Consider the following 17,236-nt stretch of genomic DNA (forward strand, 5'->3'; position numbering starts at 1 on the left):
GGTCAGTTCAAGGCCACGAGCGTGGCGTCGTCCCTGAGCACGAACATCTGGCCCTGCGCAACGACGGGCGGAACGTACACGGCGCCGCCGACCGACATCTGCCCGCCGACACGCCCTGTCGTTGCATCCACGGCCGTGAGCTGCCCGTCCTTCGACGCCAGCCAAAGCATGCCGTTGGCCAGCACCGGGCCGGCCCAGGTCGTTGAGCCCGGGAGCTTGGTCGTCCACTTCGTGCGCCCGTCGGTCCGATTGAGCGCCATTAGCAGCCCGGAGGTATCGACCACGAACACGCTGTCGCCCACGACGTACGGCGCTTGCGTGCCGGGTACGGTGAGCGACCACAGCCGTTCGCCAGTCTTGGCTGCGGTGGCCACCATGCGTCCGCCGTGGCCGATGGCGAACACGGTACCGTTGTCGACGACGGGGCGAGCCGCATCGCTCATCGATGCGAGTTGCGAGGTCGTGCGCGAGCGCGCGAGGCTCTCCGACCACAGGCCGCTGCCATCTGAAACGCGGATCGCAACAACGTCGCCGGTCGAGTAGGGCACGACCACGACGTCTTCCGCCACGGCCGGGCTGGCGTTGAGGCCCAGGCTCGCTGTTTGCGGCAAGCCGCGCACGACCCAGAGCTCTGCGCCATCGATGGTCGAGAGGCAGTAAAGCCGCCCTTCGACCGTCAGTATGAAGACGCGGTCCTGAGCGACGGTCGGCGCCGAACGGACGGGGATGCCGAGGTTCTTTTCCCAGATGGCATTGCCAGTGGCTGGATCGAGCGCCACGACGGAGCCCCAGCCGCTGGCTGCAAAGATCCGGCCGCCTTCGGCGGCGACGCCGCCGCCATAGCCGCCGCCATCCTCGGCCGTGAGATAGAGAATGTTCTGCGCGGCAACCGACAGGCTGCTCGCGCCCTGCTTGTCCGTTTTTGGCTTGAGCGAGGTCTTCCAAAGCGAAGAGCCGCCCGACATCGAGAAGGCGCTGACCGCGCCGTCGGCATCGAGCGTGAAAACGCGGCCGTCATAGACGATGGGGCTCGCGGTAACGCGCCCGACCTTGCTCGTGCCGCGGCCGGCGCTGGCGCTCCACGCCTGCTTCAGGTTACTGCCGGAAAGCGCGAGGTGCCCCGGCGCGTTGTTCGGCGTTCCACCGGCCTGCGCCCATGCCTCGTTGAGCTGCGGCGACGGCAGTACGATGGGCCCCGACGCCTCGGCAAGCTCGCCGACGTTGCGCTCCTGCGCCGGCAGCACGGGAATGCGCTTGCCCGGCAACGGCGGCTCCGTCTCCTTGAACGGGTTGAGCTCGCTGACCTTGGGCAGGCTCGGCAGGCTGTCGGAGCAGCCACCGAGCATCGCACCCGCCGCGAGGAGGATTGCCCCGCAGGTTCGAGCTCGGCCCAAGCGATCACGCGCCATGTAGCTGTCTCCGGGCGTCGACCTCAGGGAGCCGACGCGGGTTTCTCTGCGTCTGGTTTGGCGCCCGCCTCGGGCGCCGCCGGTGCCGGCTCGGCCGCGGGCGCCTTATCGGACGCTCCCAGCTCCGCTGTGGCGATCTTAGCCATCAGGCGATGGACGCGCTCGCTTGCAGCCTGCCCCAATCCACTATCAGCGAGCAGCGGCGCGAGTGTCTTGCGCGCCTCGTCGATGTTCCCCGCCTTCAACGCGGCCGTGCCGAGCAGCTCACGCGCCGTAAAGCGCCACGGGCTGTCGTCACTGATCAAAGGGGTGAGCCGATTCTGCATCTCGGTAAAGTCGGCTTCCCCAAGCCTCAACGACGCCGCCTGCAGCCGCGCGAAGTTGGCGAGCAGCCTGTCGGCCGACGCATCCTCGGCGAGCTTGTCGAAAACCGCGAGCGCTTCCGTGCGCTTATCGAGCTTGAGATAGGCTCCCGCCTGCGATAAGGCGGCCAAAGACGCGTAGCCCTGGGGGCCGCTCTGTACCAGTTCGCCGAAAGCCTTGGCCGCGTCCTCGGTTTTCCCGGAGTCGAGCAGCGCATTGGCTGCTTCGAATTCAGCCCCTGCCGCGTTGGCGTTGGCGGCGCGGTGCGCATCCCAAAGCTGAGAGCCCACCACCGCGGCGATCACCGCAACGGCAGCCAGGATGATGTAGGTTCCGTAACGTTCCCAGAGCTTTGCAAACTGCTCGCGGCGCAGTTCCTCGTTCACTTCGCGGAACAGCGCATCGTTCTTGTCGACCATGAAGCTTCGTGCCTCAACCGTTGTTTTTCTAGGCAGACCGCTGCGGACCGACGCTTCGACCTAGCGGCACTGCCGGACCTTCGGGCCCGATGAGACCCGCTAGATAGCCCGGCTGCACCCGCAAGAGCAAATGTGCGAGAGGACACCTCCCGACCTTCCCCAACATATCTTGCTTAAGTGCTGAGCTTTTTCGGCTTTTTCGTGACTGGCGCCAGGCCCTGAGGGAAGCCCGGAGGCGTGCGCTTTGCCTCCTCCTTCATGGCATAGGTGTGCTCGGCAGCCGGGAACCGGCGCTCACCCACCTCCTCGGCATAGGACCGGATCGCATCCTCGATGGCGGTGGCCACGGCCCCGAACTTCTTGACGAATTTCGGCACCCTCGGCGACAGCCCGAGCATGTCCTCCATGACCAGGATCTGCCCATCGCAGTTGGACGAGGCCCCGATACCGATGGTGGGGATGGGAATGGCATCCGTGATGCGGGACGCGAGCGGCGCCGACATCGCCTCGAGCACGACGGCAAAGGCCCCGGCATCCGCCAGAGCAAGCGCATCGTCCTCGATGGCCGCCCACTCATCGCGGGTGCGCCCCTGGCTCTTGAAGCCACCGATCACGTTGATGGACTGCGGCGTGAGCCCGATGTGGCCCATCACCGGAATACCGCGCTCCACGAGGTAGCGCGTCGTTTCCGCCATGCGCCGCCCACCTTCGAGCTTCACCGCCCCGCAATCCGTCTCCTTCATGACCCGCGAGGCATTCCGGAACGCTACCGACGGGCTCTCCTCGTAGGAGCCGAACGGCATGTCGATCGCCACCAGCGCCCGCTTTGCGCCGCGCACGACGGCCCGACCGTGCACGATCATCATGTCGAGCGTTACCGGCACTGTCGTCTCGAAGCCGTGCATGACCATGCCGAGGCTGTCGCCGACCAGCAGGAAATCACAATACTTATCGGCGATCGCGGCGGTATGCGCGTGATACGACGTGAGCGCGATGATCGGCTTCACGCGTTTCATGGCGGTGATGTCGGGCGCCATCAGGCGGCGCGTGAGCGGGTGGAGCGACATATGTCCGGCATCTCCCGTGGATGTTTTCCAGGAATCTAGACCGCCCAGCCCCTGGGCGCCACCCGCGGCTTCGCGCAGCGTCAATGAGAACCAGGGCTTAGAGACGTTGAATATCGGCAACACAGACCGCGCGATCGCATCTGCAACGCGTCACTGATTCGCCCGCACACGCAATGTCTGGTACTTTTTCTGCTCCAGACTAACCAAGCCTTAGGCCCGCATCCTTAATCCTAGCCAGAACCAAACTTTCCCGGTCCAGCTGCAAGGATGGTTGTATCGTGCCACATTGTTGGGGGAATTCGCATCCATCGTCCACGCTCCGCAAGGCGGTCAGCGCAGGAAGCATTTGGGCGATCGGCCTCGGAGTTCTGACCGGCGCCAGCCTCGCCGCGCCGCGCGCCGAAGCACAGGGTCTTTTCGGTAGCTGGAACGAGCCCTCCTACACTTACAAGCCGCGCCAGAAGGCGAGGCGGCTGCCTTCTGCGGTCACGGCGCGCGAAGCCAAAAAATCATCGAAATTCAAAGAGGCTGAGACGGTCGCGCGCCCCGCCGAGGGCCCGCTCGTCGTCACGATCTCGCTCGCCCGCCAGCGCCTCACGGCCTATGACGCGAACGGCTCCATCGCCTCCTCGCCGATCTCGTCCGGGCGCGTCGGCTATGCGACCCCGACCGGCGTCTTCACCGTCGTGCAGAAGCGGCGGATGCATTTTTCAAATCTCTACGATAGCGCTCCGATGCCCAACATGCAGCGCCTGACGTGGTCCGGCGTCGCCATGCACGCAGGCGCACTGCCGGGCTACCCCGCCTCGCACGGCTGCATCCGCCTGCCGCACGGCTTCTCCAAAAAGCTGTTCGGCATGACCAAGATGGGCACCCGTGTCATCGTCACGCGCGATCCCGTCTCGCCCAAACCCATTGCGCACGCAAAACTCTTCACGGCCTTCCCGCCGGAAGAGGAAACGGCGGCCGCCGTCGAGGAAACGCAGGTCGCCGACGCCTCGGGCGTGCTCGGCGTGACGCCTGCCGCCGCGGAAGAGCACGACCCTGCTTCTCTTCGCCCGCACCTCACGTACCGCGAACGTCGCCGCCTCGAAACCGAAAAGCTCAACGCCGAGATCCGCACTGCTGGCTACGCAAAGGCCGGAAAGCAGGCTCTCCTCGAGCAAGCCCACAAGGCAGCCATGACGACGCGCGAGCCTCTGATCGCCGCCCGCGCCGACGCCGAGCGCCTTGAGGAGGAGCTGCGCAAGCTCGAGACCGAGCTGGCTCGCGCCGAGCGCGAGCTCGCTGACCTCAAAGCGCCGCCGGAGGAAACCGCCAAGTCGAAGGGCAAGACCAGGCGCAAGACAAAGCGCATGAATGAATCCAAACGCGTCGCGCGCATGCTGACGCTCGAAGAGCGCATCGCCCGCCTGCCCGGAGAAATCGAGGCCGTGCGCGCATCCTACGGCCACGCCACCGAGGCTTTGCGCGGCGTCGAAAGCGTCGCCAAGGAAGCCGAGGACAAGCGCCGCGCCGCCCTCAAGGCCTATACCGAAGCCAACGCCGCCTTGCAGCGCGCGCTTGCCAAGGAAGAAGCAGCCAAGAAACTCGAGGCCATGCGCGACCGTCCGGTCTCGATCTTCATCAGCCGCGCCAAGCAGCGCCTCTACATCCGCCAGGGCTATGACGACGTGCTCAACGTCGCCGTGACCTTCGACCGGCCGGAGGAGCCCGTCGGCACGCACGTTTTCACCGCCCTCGACGTCGCCGAGAGCAAGACGGACATGACGTGGAGCGTCGTCTCGGTCCCGCACGACCCGACGCGTAGCGCGCGCCGCACGAAGGGCACGCAGGCGAAGGAGGCCCCCCCGCCGCCGGTGGACCTCGCGGCGCAAACCGCCGCTGCCGCGCTCGACCGCATCACCGTCCCGGAGGACGTACGCGAGCAGATCGCGGACGTGATGAAGCCGGGCTCTTCGATCGTGATCTCGGATCTCGGCATCGGCAACGAGACGGGCGCCTACACCGACTTCATCGTCCCAATCCGCTGACGCCGCGGCACGAGCGAGCCCACGAGCTAAGGCAGCCGCATCTCGCCTTCGGGCGGCGAGACGAGCACCGCGACGGCATCGCCCAACCGAACGACGCCGCCCTCGAGCACGCTGCACGTCACCCCGCCGCGCCAGAAGGGATGCAGCGCCTTGAGCAGGCCAGGGTAGGGTAGGCTTCGTCCATGCGCCCGCACGGTTGCGTCGGATTGGTGATCTCGAGCTTGACCGGCCCTATCTGTAGGATACCGCCGCGCGCACGCGGCAGCCGCACCCCTTCGACGAAAAGGTTGGCCCGGCGCGTCGTCCACGGCAGGCGGACGGCAGCGCCGTCCGACCCCGACAGCTCACCAAGCGCCGCTTCCCAGTCTTCCCGCGCCAGCACCGTGATGCGCCGCCGCGGAAACTTCGGCCCCTTGTGATCGCCCTCGAGACCGGCGTCCACGGTGATCGTGCCGCTCGAGAGTTCCTCCATCGGCGCGCGGACCGCCTCGCGCCGCGCGATCCCGATCAACCTGCCGGTCCCGGCCATCCTCGGATCAGGGTGCGAAGCTGACCAGCGGCACGCCGATCAATGCACCGTGGCCCCACAACAGCATGAGCGCGAAGAGTGCCAAGCCGCCGACCACGACGATCACGTCGTTCAGAGCCCCTTGCGGCGGGTTCGGCTGAAGCTTGTCCGGCCTATGCTTGACCGAGATGCGGTCGTAGACGGCGAACGCCAGGAAGCTGCCGAACAACACCAGCGAACCGAGATCCCCGTTGACGAGCAAGTGAGCCAGCGCCCAGGTCTTGATGGCCGCCAGCATCGGGTGCTTCAGCGCCGAGCGAATGCGCGAGGGAACGAACGCCGCCACGAGAAAGATCAGCGCCGGCACCATCAGCAGATACGCGATGTGGCGCGTCCACGTCGGCGGGTCCCACAGAATGGGGTTCTTGCCCGGCATGACCTGCAGCTTGTGATAGCCGTAGACGATCAGCACGAAGCCGACCAGCGACAGCACCGCAAACCCGACCTTGTAGGCACCCTCGCCAAACCGCTCGACGAGACCCGCGCGCAGGCTCGGCGACGTCGGCACGAGATGCACCGCGAAAAACAGAAGTAAGCCCAGAATTAAGGGAAGCATGCTTAAAAACCCCCGATAGTGATCTGCGGGCGCTGCTGCATATGCGTAAAGCTCCCGCCGCACATTTCGCAACGCACTAAGATTGACCCGATGAGGTGGTTTTTAGCATAATCTCGACCGGGCGGAACGCGTACGTGAGTGAGGCCCGCTGTGGCTGTGACCGACGGCTGGACAGAGTGGAGTAATCCTCCGGTAGGAAAAAGCCGGATGGGAGCGCGCAACGCGCCGCGCTCGCTCGGCGCCGCCCTCCGCGATGCGGGCCTTGACGACGCGGCCCCCGACCCGCGCGAAACCGAAAACGACGCATTCGAGACATCGCCGCTGGACCAGCGCACGGCGAGCACCGCACCGCTCCTTACGGACTACCGCTCGCCGAGCCTGGCGCTTTTCACAAAGCCCGAAGCCGCGTCGCCCGTCGCGATCACGCCCTTGCAGCACGAGAGCGTGGTCTCGCCTCCGCCGTGGCTGCGAGCCGCCCGCCGCGGCCGCAGGCGCAAGCGTCTCTTGAACACCGTCGGCTGGGTCACGACGCTGGTGGTGACCGGAACCATCATCGGCATCGCCGGGCACTTTCTCGCCGTGTCTCCGACTGCGATCGTAACGAGCATGCAGCAAGCCCGCCAATAGTGCGCGAGTTCACGGCGAGGCTTTGGCCGGCGTCGGAGCAACGGCTGCACCCGGAGCCTGAGGCACAGCCGCAATCGGTGGCGATGTGGAGCCTGTCGGCGTCTGTGGCGACTGCGTCGGCTCCGCAGGTTTCTGCACGGCCTTCTCCACGCAATAGTCGTTGATGCGCGCTTCGGCGAGCGTCTTGGTTTTCTCGAACTGGCCCGTGAACGGGACGAACGTCGGCTGCGTCAGCTTGTAGAGTTCGTTCGTGAAGGTTGCGCCGCAATCGAGCACGTATTGGTGCAGCTCCGGCATCCGGCACGCTTCGAGCACTGCCTTCGCGTCTTGGTTGGCAAGCCGCGCATCGTAGGCTTTCGTCACGCAGCGGTCCTGGTCCGCGAGCGCCGCGATAAGGTAGTTTTCGAACACCGGCTCAAGCGACGAGACGTCGAGATCGCCCGCCGCCTCGCGAATGGCGAACAGGTTCAGCATCACGTTCTTGTTCCAGTCGACGTAGGCTTCGTCGTAGGCCCGCTTGCGATGGCGCACCTCGTCGATCTCGGTGTCGCGTTTGATGGCGGAGGCCACCATGCCGGCGCGCGTGCGCCGCTCGTAGACGAGATGCGCGATCGTCTCGATCGCCGCGCGCCGGGCCTGATAGGTGGAATAGGTCTGCGCCAGCCACGCACCGACGGACGCGGTGATGACGCCGTTGATCACGGCCGAAGCCAAAGCAAAGACGATCAGCTGACGACGCGTAAGCCGGGCGTAACGCAGGAGACTTCTCGACATGCGGCCCCCCTTCCCCTGAACCGATCGTCCGTCACCATAGCATCATTCGGAGACAAATAGCGGCTCGCCGAAAGCGCATTCCCCGCCGCTTACCGAGACGCTGTTACCTCCGCGCCGCGGCTCGACCACATCGAATCAGCTAAGCGAAGCATCTTCGAGACTTGAGGACGCGCCTCCCCATGATGCCGGCGAGCGAACGAGCAAGACCTGAGCGCGGCGGACTGGCAAACGCGCACCCGCTGCGCGAGGTATTGCCTGCCGAACGGCTGCGCCTCGCCGTCGCGCCCCCGGACACGCGCGCGGCGGACCAGCTCGCCCACACCATGCGCCTCGTAAAGGCCGCGCGCTTCAACGCCGCGACGCGCCTCGAGCAGAAGCAGACGGTGTCGCTGTTCACGCAATCGATGGTGGCGCTGTATTTCTTCGGCCTCGCCGTTTGGCAGGCGATCTATTTCGGACAGATCGACGAGCCGACGAACCGGCTGATCACATTCATCCAGCTCGTGTCATCGGTGTTTACGCTGATCCTCGGGCTGCTCGAGTCGATGAACGACTACAAGATGAAGGCGCATCACCTGCACAACTGTGCCCTCGCCGTGTCCGAGCTCGCCCAGGAGCTGCGCATTGCCCGCCCTTCCGATCCCACCGAGGTGCAGGAGTTCCGGCGCCGCTATAACGAAGCGCTTCGCATGTGCCCGGCCAACCACGCGCGCCTCGACTTTCTGTTCGCCAAGCTTGGGACCAAAGCTGGCAACAGGCCCCAGCGGATCGCGCTGAAACTGCGCTACATTCTGGATGTCTATGGGCTGTACGCGCTGTTCCTGACCGTGCCGCCGCTGATCTGGTGGGTGCACCAGTAGCCCCGGCATAGGGCCTCAGACTCGCTCGCCTGGATCAATCCAAACCGGAAAGACCCTAACCGCCGGTCACGCTCATATGGCGCGCTACCGCCGGCTTCTTCCGGCGCCGGTCGATGACGAAGTCGTGCCCTTTGGGCTTGCGGGCAATGGCAGCATCGATGGCCTCGAACAGGTGGCCATTGTCGGCGCTCGCGCGCAGCGGAGCCCTGAGATCCGCCGCATCCTCCTGCCCAAGACACATGTAGAGCGTGCCCGTGCAGGTGACGCGCACGCGGTTGCAGCTTTCGCAGAAGTTGTGCGTCATCGGCGTGATGAAGCCGAGCTTGCCGCCGGTCTCCTTGACGCGCACGTAGCGCGCCGGGCCGCCGGTGCGGAACGGAATATCCTCGAGCGTCCAGCGATCCAGTAGCCGCGCTCGCACGATGGAGAGCGGCAGATACTGATCCGTCCGATCGCCCTCGATGTCACCAAGCGGCATGGTCTCGATCAGTGTCAGATCGTGGCCTTCGCCGTGAGCATAGCGGATGAGGTCGTCGATCTCCTCCTCGTTGACGCCCTTGAGCGCCACGGCGTTGATCTTGATACCGATGCCGGCGCGCTTCGCAGCCTCGACACCCTTGAGCACGACCGCGAGATCGCCCCAGCGCGTGATCGTCTTGAACTTCTGCGCATCGAGCGTGTCGATCGACACGTTGATACGCCGCACGCCCGCCGCCTTGAGCTCGCCGGCATACTTTTCGAGCTGGCTGCCATTGGTGGTCAGCGTCAGTTCCTCGAGGTGGCCAGTTTCGAGATGGCGCGAGAGGGCACGAAACAGAGACAGGATATTCTTCCGCACCAGCGGCTCGCCGCCCGTGATGCGCAGTTTCCTGACACCCTTGGCCACGAACGCGGAGCAAAGCCGGTCCAGCTCCTCGAGCGTCAGCAGGTCCTTCTTGGGTAGGAAGGACATGTGCTCGCTCATGCAGTAGACGCAGCGGAAGTCGCACCGATCGGTCACCGAAACGCGCAGGTAGGTCACGTGCCGTCCGAACGGATCGACAAGACCGGGAGCGGAGCCTTCGTGGCCCTCGCCAAATGATTTAGGTGTCATGAGGCTCATGGTGCGTTCCCGGTCGCCGCGCAGTTTTCTACGCCGGCAGTCAGCCATCGGATCAGCCCGTCACCACAGTGGTGCCCTAGCCGATCCGCCCCCGTAAAGTAACGCGGACGAGGCCCACATCAAGCCCATCCGCACTTGTGTAGTATGCTTATGCCATATAGTGGTTAGGCCAAAAGCCCGTAAAATGGGCGCGTTGCACTGCCCGGGGAGGGAAGATGGCCAGCACGAATGCACGAAGCGGGGAGCTGTCTGCGCCCCGCTGGCTAGATCGCGAAGCGATCGTAGCAAAACCTGGATTTAACCGCTGGATGGTGCCGCCGGCGGCTCTTTGCATACATCTTTGCATTGGCATGGCCTACGGCTTCTCGGTGTTCTGGAAGCCGCTGCAGAGCGTGCTGCTCGGCGCCGACGGTAACCCCATCCCAGAGTGCTCGGCCGGCGCCGTGACTTTCGGCGAGAAAGCCGCCGGAACGCTGCGGGCGCTGTTCGCTACGGACTGCAACTGGAGCCAGTTCGACCTCGGCTGGATGTACACGTTCTTCTTCGTGCTGCTCGGCGTGTCCGCCGCCATCTGGGGCGGATGGCTCGAGCGCGCGGGCCCGCGCAAGGCCGGCCTCGTCGCCACGGTATGCTGGTGCGGCGGCCTTTTGATCTCCGCGTTCGGCGTTTACTCTCACCAGCTTTGGTTGATGTGGCTCGGCTCCGGCATCATCGGTGGCATCGGGCTCGGCCTCGGCTACATCTCGCCCGTGTCGACACTGATCAAGTGGTTCCCCGACCGGCGCGGCATGGCGACCGGCATGGCCATCATGGGCTTCGGCGGCGGCGCCATGATCGGCTCGCCGCTAGCGACGTTCCTGATGGACAACATCTTCAAGACGGCAACCGACCCGGGTGTCTGGCAGACCTTCGTCGCCCTGGCCGCGATCTACGCCGTGTTCATGCTGATCGGCTCCTTCCGCTATCGCCTGCCGCCGCCCGGATGGAAGCCCGAAGGCTGGACGCCGCCGGCCAGCAACGGCAAGGCCATGATCACCAATAACCACGTGCACCTCGATGACGCGCACAAGACATCCGCGTTCTGGCTGCTGTGGCTCGTGCTGTGCATGAACGTTTCCGCCGGCATCGGCATCATCGGCGCGGCCTCGCCCATGCTGCAGGAGACATTCGGCGGCGCGCTCGCCGGTGCGCCGGAAATCGGATACGCGGAGCTAAAACAAAACGCTGCGCTCGCTGCATCGGCAGCAGCGGTGGGTGCCGGCTTCGTCGGCATCATCTCGCTGTTCAACATCTTCGGCCGCTTCGCCTGGGCGACATCGTCCGACTACCTTGGACGCAAGACGACCTATTTCATCTTCTTCGTGCTCGGCGCGGGTCTCTACCTGCTCGCCGCCTCGTCCGCCGATTGGAAGCTCTTGGGATTGTTCGTCGCCTGCTTCTGCATCATCGCCTCCATGTACGGAGGCGGCTTCGCGACCATCCCGGCTTATCTCGCCGACATCTTCGGCACGCAGTTCGTCGGCGCCATTCACGGCCGCCTCCTCACCGCGTGGTCGACGGCCGGCATCCTGGGGCCGGTCATCGTCAATTACCTGCACGACACGCGCGCCGCAGAGGGCATCCCGCCCGATCAGCTCTATGGCCAGATCTTCTACATCTTGGCCGGTTTGCTGGTGATCGGTTTCATTGCGAACCTTCTTGTCCGCCCGGTCGACCCGAAATGGCACATGAAGGAGGCCGAGATCGCCGCCGAGCAGGCCAAATTGAAATCGGCGGCCGGCCCGGACGTCAGCGGATCCTATGGAATCGGCAAAGGCGGCCTGGATACGCCGGCAATCCTGTTCTGGTCCCTGGTTGGCGTGCCCCTTGCTTGGGGTGTCTGGCAGACACTCGAGAAGGCGTTGGTGTTCTTCCAATAGACACTCCGCCTTCTCCGCGAGACGGACGAGGGCCGGATGATGTTTCAGTTTGGGGGAACGGTGGGTCGAAGCGCGGCTGCCTTGGCGGCCGCGCTTCTTGTCGTTAATGCCGGCGGTGATTCCGTGCGCCCGGTGCATCCGACCGAGGCGAGGCCCGTGGCCAAGCAACCCCAACGCGCGCGCCTCGTGCGCCTTGATGATCCCCAACGCCAGCATCAGGTAGAGGCGCACGCAGCCTTCGCGCAGGCATCGGACACCTTCCAGCAAGCCTCCACCACACACCGCTCGGCTTGGCTTGCGAACACGCTAGCGCTTCTCGTCCTTGGCTGCACCGCTCTTTGGTTCGCAGCCCGCCGCCGCCTCGTCGTTGATACGCGCTAAGAAGGCGCGCTTCAGCGCCGCACCGCTGTCGCTGACAAGCGCATCCTGCTTGCAGCCGAGCGCACGCGCGATCGCTTCCCCCGCAGCAGTTCCAGTCTCGCCCGCATCGAGCAGCACGAGGTTCGGTGCGAGCTCCTTCGCGTTTTTGTCCAGCGCGAGCTTCGGCACCGAGCCAACGATCAGCAGCGCATCGAAGCGCTTCGCGGCAGCCTCGAGCACGTGGAGCCCGGTCTTTGCGTCACCAGAAAGCGCAACGAGAACGATCTTGGCCGGCGTCGCTGCGGCAAAGCCGATGCCCTTGGCGAGAGAAGCCGCATCGCTGCCATCGACACGAACGGCGACGACACGCACACCGCCCCGCGCGGCCGCAGCGAGAGCAAGCTCCGTCCCGCCAGACTTAGCGGCGAACGGACGCGTATCGCCCTCCACTGCATCCCATGCAATCGCCACGCCCTCCCCATCTCGCGCAAGAACATGCGCCACCTCGGAACGTGTATAGTCGAAGCCGTCGGCCAGAACCGCGACGGGCGTTCCGCCAGGATCGCGTCCGGGAGCAAGCACCGGATCGTCAGCTCGAACCGGCCCGGTCAACGTCACGGCAAGTACGAGCGCGATAGCAGCATGGCCTGCGCGGCTCATGACGCCTCCTTGCGCAACGGCAATCCGACTTTTGCTAGCAAAGAATCTGTGAGCCCACCGACGTCGTCGATCGAGAACACCGGCACGCGCGCACCGCGAAGATCCTGATCCGAGGCGACCGCGAACACTTCGGGATCGCGCTCCGCGAGCGGGCCGCCGTCGCCCTGCCCGAGCCGACGCACTTCGATCTTGGGAATTTGAGCGCTCTTCATGCCCTCGACGATAACCACGTCGGCGGGCGCGAGTGCCGCAACGACATCCTCCAGCGGCGCCTCTCGCTCGTCACGCCAGACGATGCGATCTGCCCCGCTCACCAGCGCCCAGCGCGACGGCGTCACAAGCGCGACCTGCTGCGCCCCGGCCTCCCGATGCCGCGCGCTGTCGGTGCCCTCTGTCTCGGACGCAATCTCGTGATGGCTGTGCTTGACGGTCGACACGCGATAGCCGCGCCGCACGAGCTCTCCGACGAGTTTTACGACCAGCGTCGTCTTGCCCGAGTTTTTCCAACCCGCGACCCCGACAACACGCGGCTTGGCCCGTGCGACAGCGCTCTCTGCAAACGCAAGGTCCTCCGGCGTGTTGACGTTGAAAAACGGATCCCCCGCCTCGCCGCCGAGATCGAAATCTTCGAACGGCACGGACACCGCGCCCAAGCGATCCACCATGGTCTCTGCCTTGCGCTCGCCGCGCGCGAGCTGAAACGCGATATCGCCCGCAGCATCCGGACGCCACAGGCCGATCACGTGATGCCGCCTGCTACGCGATTGTGCGACAGCCACACGCGCATCGGGATGAGCAGCGAGGGCCGCGTCGAGCCGATCCACGAGATCATGAGGGATGAACGGCGCATCGGCCGACACGCTGACCATCGCACGCACATCCGGCCGTTCACGCTTGAACCAGTTGAGCCCGGCGAGCACACCGGCAAGCGGCCCGGCAAAGTCGCCGCTCTCGTCGGCCACCACCGGCAGCCCAAGCCAAGCGAACCGGTCCGGATCGCCGTTCGCATTCAGGATCAACATCTCGACCTGAGGCTTTAGCCGGCGCGCGGTATGCCAGACCAACGGCCGCCCTGCGAGCGCGACCAGCGCCTTGTCGCCACCCAGGCGCCGCCCGAGCCCTCCGGCAAGCAGAACACCCGCAATGCCATGGCTCATGAACGGCGCACCCTGTTGCCGGCTCGGCGCATCACTCTTCCTTGGAACCTTTTCGAAGCGGAGCCCGGAGCCTACCGGACGAAGGCGCCAGCGCAAGAGCGTCCCCATGGGATGCTTTCCGAATGGCTGTCATCCACGGAGGAGCCCGTCTATAGTCCGCGCCCAAAAGCCGGGGAGGAAAATGGCCGTATGACGAAGTCGCTGGATCGCCGCAAGTTCCTGAAGGTTGCGGGCGCTGGCAGCGCTGCCGCAACGGTCGCGGCGTGCGATGCGCCCCAGGCGCCGGCGATTGTCGAAAGCATGCCGAAGCTCACGTGGCGACTGACCTCGAGCTTTCCGAAATCCCTCAACACGATCTACGGCGCCGCCGACACGTTCGCCCGCTACGTCAGCGAGATGACGGACGGCCGTTTCACTGTTCAGGTCTTCTCCGCCGGCGAGATCGTGGGCGGGTTGCAGGCCGCCGATGCCGTCACAGACGGCACGGTCGAGATCGCACACACCGCATCCTATTACTACTGGGGCAAGGACCCGACGTTCGCCATCGCCACGTGCATTCCGTTCGGATTGAACTGCCGCATGCAGTACGCCTGGATGTACGAGGGCGGCGGCATGGAACTCATGAACGAGTTCTACCGGCCCTATAACATCTACGCCCTTCCGGGAGGCAACACCGGTGCCCAGATGGGTGGTTGGTTTCGCAAAGAGATCAACACGCCGGAAGATTGGCGCGGCTTGAAGATGCGCATCGGCGGCTTCGGCGGTGCCATCCTGTCCCGGCTAGGCGCCGTTCCGCAGCAGATCCCCGGCGGTGATATCTATCCCGCGCTGGAGAAAGGCACCATCGACGCAGCAGAATGGGTCGGCCCGTACGATGATGAGAAGCTCGGCTTCTACCGCGTCGCGCGCTACTATTATTATCCTGGCTGGTGGGAAGGTCAGGCCCTGCTCCATTTCTTCATCAATCTCGAGAATTGGAACGCGCTTCCCAAGTCCTACCAGGCCATCGTCCAGGCCGCCGCCCGCACCGCCGATACCACGATGACGGCCCGCTACGACATGCAGAACCCGGCCGCGATCCGCCGGCTCGTGCAAGCCGGTGCCATCCTGCGGCCGTTCTCCGAGAACGTGCTGGACGCCTGCTACAAGGCGTCAAACGACGTCTACACCGAGCTTTCAACAACCAATGCCAGCTTCAAGAAGGTCTACGATGCCATGACGGCGGTGCGCGCCGAAGGCTACCTGTGGTTCCAGCTCGCCGAGCACACGAGCGACACCTACATGATGATCCAGCAGCGCAAGAACGCGCTCTAAATAGAGGACGCACGCGCGCCGCTGAATCTGTTCTAGCGTGAACGGGCACAGGAGCACCGCTCGGACGGTTCAGGGGATCAGCCTGTCGGCGCGCAGCTGTTCGAACAAAGCGATAAAGGCATCATCCGTCGGTTGATAAGCGGTGAAGCCCAACCGGCGGCTCTTGGACATGTCGGTCACGACCTCTATCGGCCGGCCGAGATCGAGGTCAGTATGCCAAGCCGAGGCGAGACGATCGAGATCGGGCTCAGCAAGGCCCTCTCGCTCGGCAATGGCGCGCCAGACTTTCGCATCGTCGGCCATCTGCTGCTCGAGCGGCAACATCGTGCCGTCAAACGGCGCGGCCTCGAGGCCGAACCAGTCCGCAATCCGGCTCCACATCAATTGCCACCGAAAGATATCGCCGTTGACGACGTTGAAAGCCTGATTGTGTGCGGCATCTGTTTCCGTTGCCCACAAGAGGTGTCGCGCGAGCAGACCCGCATCCGTCATGTCGGTGAGCCCCGCCCACTGCGCGGGCGACCCCGGAAAACGGAAGGGACGCCCTGTCTCCCGGCACACGGTCGCGTAGACCGCAAGCGTGGTGCCCATGTTCATGGCATTGCCCACCGCCTTGCCGATCACCGTATGAGGGCGATGAATGCTCCAGGTGAATCCGTCCCGCTCGGCAGCGGCGAACACCTCGTCTTCCTGCGCATAATAGAAGTTATCGACACTGACGCGCCCCTGCTCCTCGCGAAACGGCGTTTGCGGCACGTAACCTGTGGCAAATGCCTCGAACGGTCCGAGGTAATGCTTGAGCCCCGTAACCAGCGCCACGTGTCGTGGGCCCGTCGGGCGAGGCAAACCATCGAGCAGATTGCGGACCATGGAAGAGTTGACGCGAATGTTTTCCGCTTCGCTGTCCTGCCGCAGCCACGTCGTGATGAACACCGCGTCGGGCCTCACATCCTTGAGCGCCTCGGCAGTTGCGGCAGCGTCTTGAAGATCCACCGCGACAGGATGTACACCAGCCTCAACAGTTGGACGGCGGGCAAGTCCGTGCACGACCCATCCTTGCTTGACCAGCAGCGCGGCCGTCGCGCTACCGATAATCCCACTCACTCCAACAACGAGTGCCGTTTTAGCCATTCTCTAGGATCCCTATAAAGTTGAGCACCGAAGCTAGGAGCTCGCGCATCGTCCTTCTAGACGGCACCAAATAGGGACGTAGACACCGAAAGGTACCCAGCTATGCAACCGGGATCGGCTGATGAGGAAGGGCGTGAGGATTGTGCCCCGAGGCGCGTGCTGGCACTGTTCGCAACGAAGTGGACAAGCATGATCTTGCACACGCTCCACGCACGCCATGATGGTGCGGCCCGGACGGGCGTGCTTCACCGCAGCCTCCCCGGCATATCCAAGAAGATGCTGACGCAGACGCTCCGCGAGATGGAGGGGAGCGGCCTGATCACGCGCCATGCCCAGGGCACGGTTCCGCCGGCCGTTGAATATCGCCTGACGCCTCTGGGCGCTCGCTTCGTAGAACCTGTAGAGCTGCTCTACGCCTGGGCGCGTGAAAACTCCGATGCGCTGGATCGCCTCGGCAATCGTCCGACTGCGCGACGCGCATAGCAGATCTGCCGTCCGCATTCGGAAAGCGCAACCTCCGCGCCACGCCTCTCTACGCAAGAAGCGCGCGCACGGCGACCCGGATCTGTTCCAGAGTGAACGGCTTCAGGATGACGGCAAGGTTCGGCGATTGCAGCGCCCTTGCCCGATCGAGCTCCTCGGCAAAGCCCGACATGAGCAACAGCTTGAGATCCGGCAGGCGCGCGATCGCGTGCTGCGCCAGCTCGATGCCGTCGGCCCCCGGCATGTGCACGTCCGACACCAGAAGATCGAAGCTCGCCCCGGAGGTCGTCAGCGTCTCGAGCGCTTCCGCGCCGTCCTGCGTGAGATCGACGGCATGCCCATCCGCAGTCAGCGCACGCTTGACGAGATCACGCGTCGCCTGATCGTCTTCCGCCAACAGGATCCGGGCCATCGCCTCCTCCCCCGCGGCCCCA

17 protein-coding genes are annotated in these 17,236 nt (G+C 64.9%); 6 read left to right on the forward strand and 11 right to left on the reverse strand.

Going from position 1 to position 17,236, the window contains the following annotated elements; all coding sequences use genetic code 11:
* Window positions 1–2: 2 nt before the first annotated feature.
* The 3 genes from CS1GBM3_RS12595 to panB form a co-directional block, all read right to left on the reverse strand.
* On the reverse strand, window positions 3–1,409 hold the full coding sequence (locus tag CS1GBM3_RS12595) for an outer membrane protein assembly factor BamB family protein (RefSeq protein WP_072395707.1): 1,407 nt from the start codon (window positions 1,407–1,409) through the stop codon (window positions 3–5).
* A 23-nt stretch (window positions 1,410–1,432) separates the two neighbouring features.
* Window positions 1,433–2,191, reverse strand: coding sequence for a tetratricopeptide repeat protein (locus CS1GBM3_RS12600; RefSeq protein WP_072395710.1), 759 nt, complete (start codon window positions 2,189–2,191; stop codon window positions 1,433–1,435).
* Window positions 2,192–2,364: 173 nt separating this feature from the next.
* Window positions 2,365–3,258, reverse strand: a complete 894-nt coding sequence (gene panB, locus CS1GBM3_RS12605; protein ID WP_072395712.1) for a 3-methyl-2-oxobutanoate hydroxymethyltransferase — start codon at window positions 3,256–3,258, stop codon at window positions 2,365–2,367.
* A 278-nt stretch (window positions 3,259–3,536) separates the two neighbouring features.
* Between panB and CS1GBM3_RS12610 the strand changes: the two genes are divergently transcribed.
* Complete coding sequence (locus CS1GBM3_RS12610) at window positions 3,537–5,291, forward strand: L,D-transpeptidase (RefSeq protein WP_072395714.1); 1,755 nt, start codon at window positions 3,537–3,539, stop codon at window positions 5,289–5,291.
* Between the two features lie 118 nt (window positions 5,292–5,409).
* On the opposite strand, the gene CS1GBM3_RS12615 is transcribed toward CS1GBM3_RS12610, so the two are convergent.
* Both CS1GBM3_RS12615 and CS1GBM3_RS12620 read right to left on the reverse strand, forming a co-directional pair.
* Entirely contained in the window at window positions 5,410–5,763 is a 354-nt protein-coding gene (locus CS1GBM3_RS12615; RefSeq protein WP_210186217.1) for an MOSC domain-containing protein, read from the reverse strand.
* Window positions 5,764–5,827: 64 nt separating this feature from the next.
* Entirely contained in the window at window positions 5,828–6,415 is a 588-nt protein-coding gene (locus CS1GBM3_RS12620; protein ID WP_072395715.1) for an NnrU family protein, read from the reverse strand.
* Window positions 6,416–6,622: 207 nt separating this feature from the next.
* On the opposite strand from CS1GBM3_RS12620, the gene CS1GBM3_RS12625 reads away from it, so the two are divergent.
* Window positions 6,623–7,042, forward strand: a complete 420-nt coding sequence (locus CS1GBM3_RS12625; RefSeq protein WP_072395717.1) for a hypothetical protein — start codon at window positions 6,623–6,625, stop codon at window positions 7,040–7,042.
* 9 nt (window positions 7,043–7,051) lie between these two features.
* On the opposite strand, the gene CS1GBM3_RS12630 is transcribed toward CS1GBM3_RS12625, so the two are convergent.
* Window positions 7,052–7,816, reverse strand: a complete 765-nt coding sequence (locus tag CS1GBM3_RS12630; RefSeq protein ID WP_072395719.1) for a hypothetical protein — start codon at window positions 7,814–7,816, stop codon at window positions 7,052–7,054.
* A gap of 179 nt (window positions 7,817–7,995) precedes the next feature.
* On the opposite strand from CS1GBM3_RS12630, the gene CS1GBM3_RS12635 reads away from it, so the two are divergent.
* On the forward strand, window positions 7,996–8,676 hold the full coding sequence (locus CS1GBM3_RS12635; RefSeq protein ID WP_072395721.1) for an SLATT domain-containing protein: 681 nt from the start codon (window positions 7,996–7,998) through the stop codon (window positions 8,674–8,676).
* 55 nt (window positions 8,677–8,731) lie between these two features.
* Here CS1GBM3_RS12635 and moaA read toward each other — a convergent pair whose 3' ends face one another.
* Entirely contained in the window at window positions 8,732–9,769 is a 1,038-nt protein-coding gene (gene moaA, locus CS1GBM3_RS12640) for a GTP 3',8-cyclase MoaA (RefSeq protein WP_171946541.1), read from the reverse strand.
* A gap of 224 nt (window positions 9,770–9,993) precedes the next feature.
* Here moaA and CS1GBM3_RS12645 point away from each other — a divergent pair, with 224 nt between their 5' ends.
* Window positions 9,994–11,697, forward strand: a complete 1,704-nt coding sequence (locus CS1GBM3_RS12645) for an OFA family MFS transporter (protein ID WP_072395723.1) — start codon at window positions 9,994–9,996, stop codon at window positions 11,695–11,697.
* 306 nt (window positions 11,698–12,003) lie between these two features.
* Here the strand turns inward: CS1GBM3_RS12645 and CS1GBM3_RS12650 are convergent, their stop codons facing one another.
* Complete coding sequence (locus CS1GBM3_RS12650) at window positions 12,004–12,717, reverse strand: hypothetical protein (RefSeq protein WP_072395724.1); 714 nt, start codon at window positions 12,715–12,717, stop codon at window positions 12,004–12,006.
* The gene (gene mobA, locus CS1GBM3_RS20135; RefSeq protein ID WP_083567851.1) at window positions 12,714–13,874 is read right to left on the reverse strand and encodes a molybdenum cofactor guanylyltransferase MobA; all 1,161 of its coding nucleotides are present in this window, start codon (window positions 13,872–13,874) and stop codon (window positions 12,714–12,716) included. Before mobA ends, CS1GBM3_RS12650 begins: the two co-directional genes overlap by 4 nt.
* Before the next feature lie 201 nt (window positions 13,875–14,075).
* Between mobA and CS1GBM3_RS12665 the strand changes: the two genes are divergently transcribed.
* Window positions 14,076–15,188 carry a TRAP transporter substrate-binding protein gene (locus CS1GBM3_RS12665; RefSeq protein WP_072397467.1) on the forward strand — a complete coding sequence of 371 codons (1,113 nt, stop codon included), beginning with the start codon at window positions 14,076–14,078 and terminating at the stop codon, window positions 15,186–15,188.
* A 69-nt stretch (window positions 15,189–15,257) separates the two neighbouring features.
* Here CS1GBM3_RS12665 and CS1GBM3_RS12670 read toward each other — a convergent pair whose 3' ends face one another.
* Window positions 15,258–16,319 carry an SDR family oxidoreductase gene (locus CS1GBM3_RS12670; RefSeq protein WP_072395725.1) on the reverse strand — a complete coding sequence of 354 codons (1,062 nt, stop codon included), beginning with the start codon at window positions 16,317–16,319 and terminating at the stop codon, window positions 15,258–15,260.
* Between the two features lie 102 nt (window positions 16,320–16,421).
* On the opposite strand from CS1GBM3_RS12670, the gene CS1GBM3_RS12675 reads away from it, so the two are divergent.
* Window positions 16,422–16,802 carry a winged helix-turn-helix transcriptional regulator gene (locus CS1GBM3_RS12675; protein ID WP_072395726.1) on the forward strand — a complete coding sequence of 127 codons (381 nt, stop codon included), beginning with the start codon at window positions 16,422–16,424 and terminating at the stop codon, window positions 16,800–16,802.
* A 49-nt stretch (window positions 16,803–16,851) separates the two neighbouring features.
* Here the strand turns inward: CS1GBM3_RS12675 and CS1GBM3_RS12680 are convergent, their stop codons facing one another.
* A complete protein-coding gene (locus CS1GBM3_RS12680; RefSeq protein WP_072395727.1) occupies window positions 16,852–17,214 on the reverse strand; it encodes a response regulator in 363 nt (120 codons plus the stop codon).
* Between the last annotated feature and the right edge of the window lie 22 nt (window positions 17,215–17,236).

The sequence above is a fragment of the Hyphomicrobium sp. CS1GBMeth3 genome (assembly GCF_900117455.1).
In the GTDB taxonomy this organism is placed as follows: domain Bacteria; phylum Pseudomonadota; class Alphaproteobacteria; order Rhizobiales; family Hyphomicrobiaceae; genus Hyphomicrobium_C.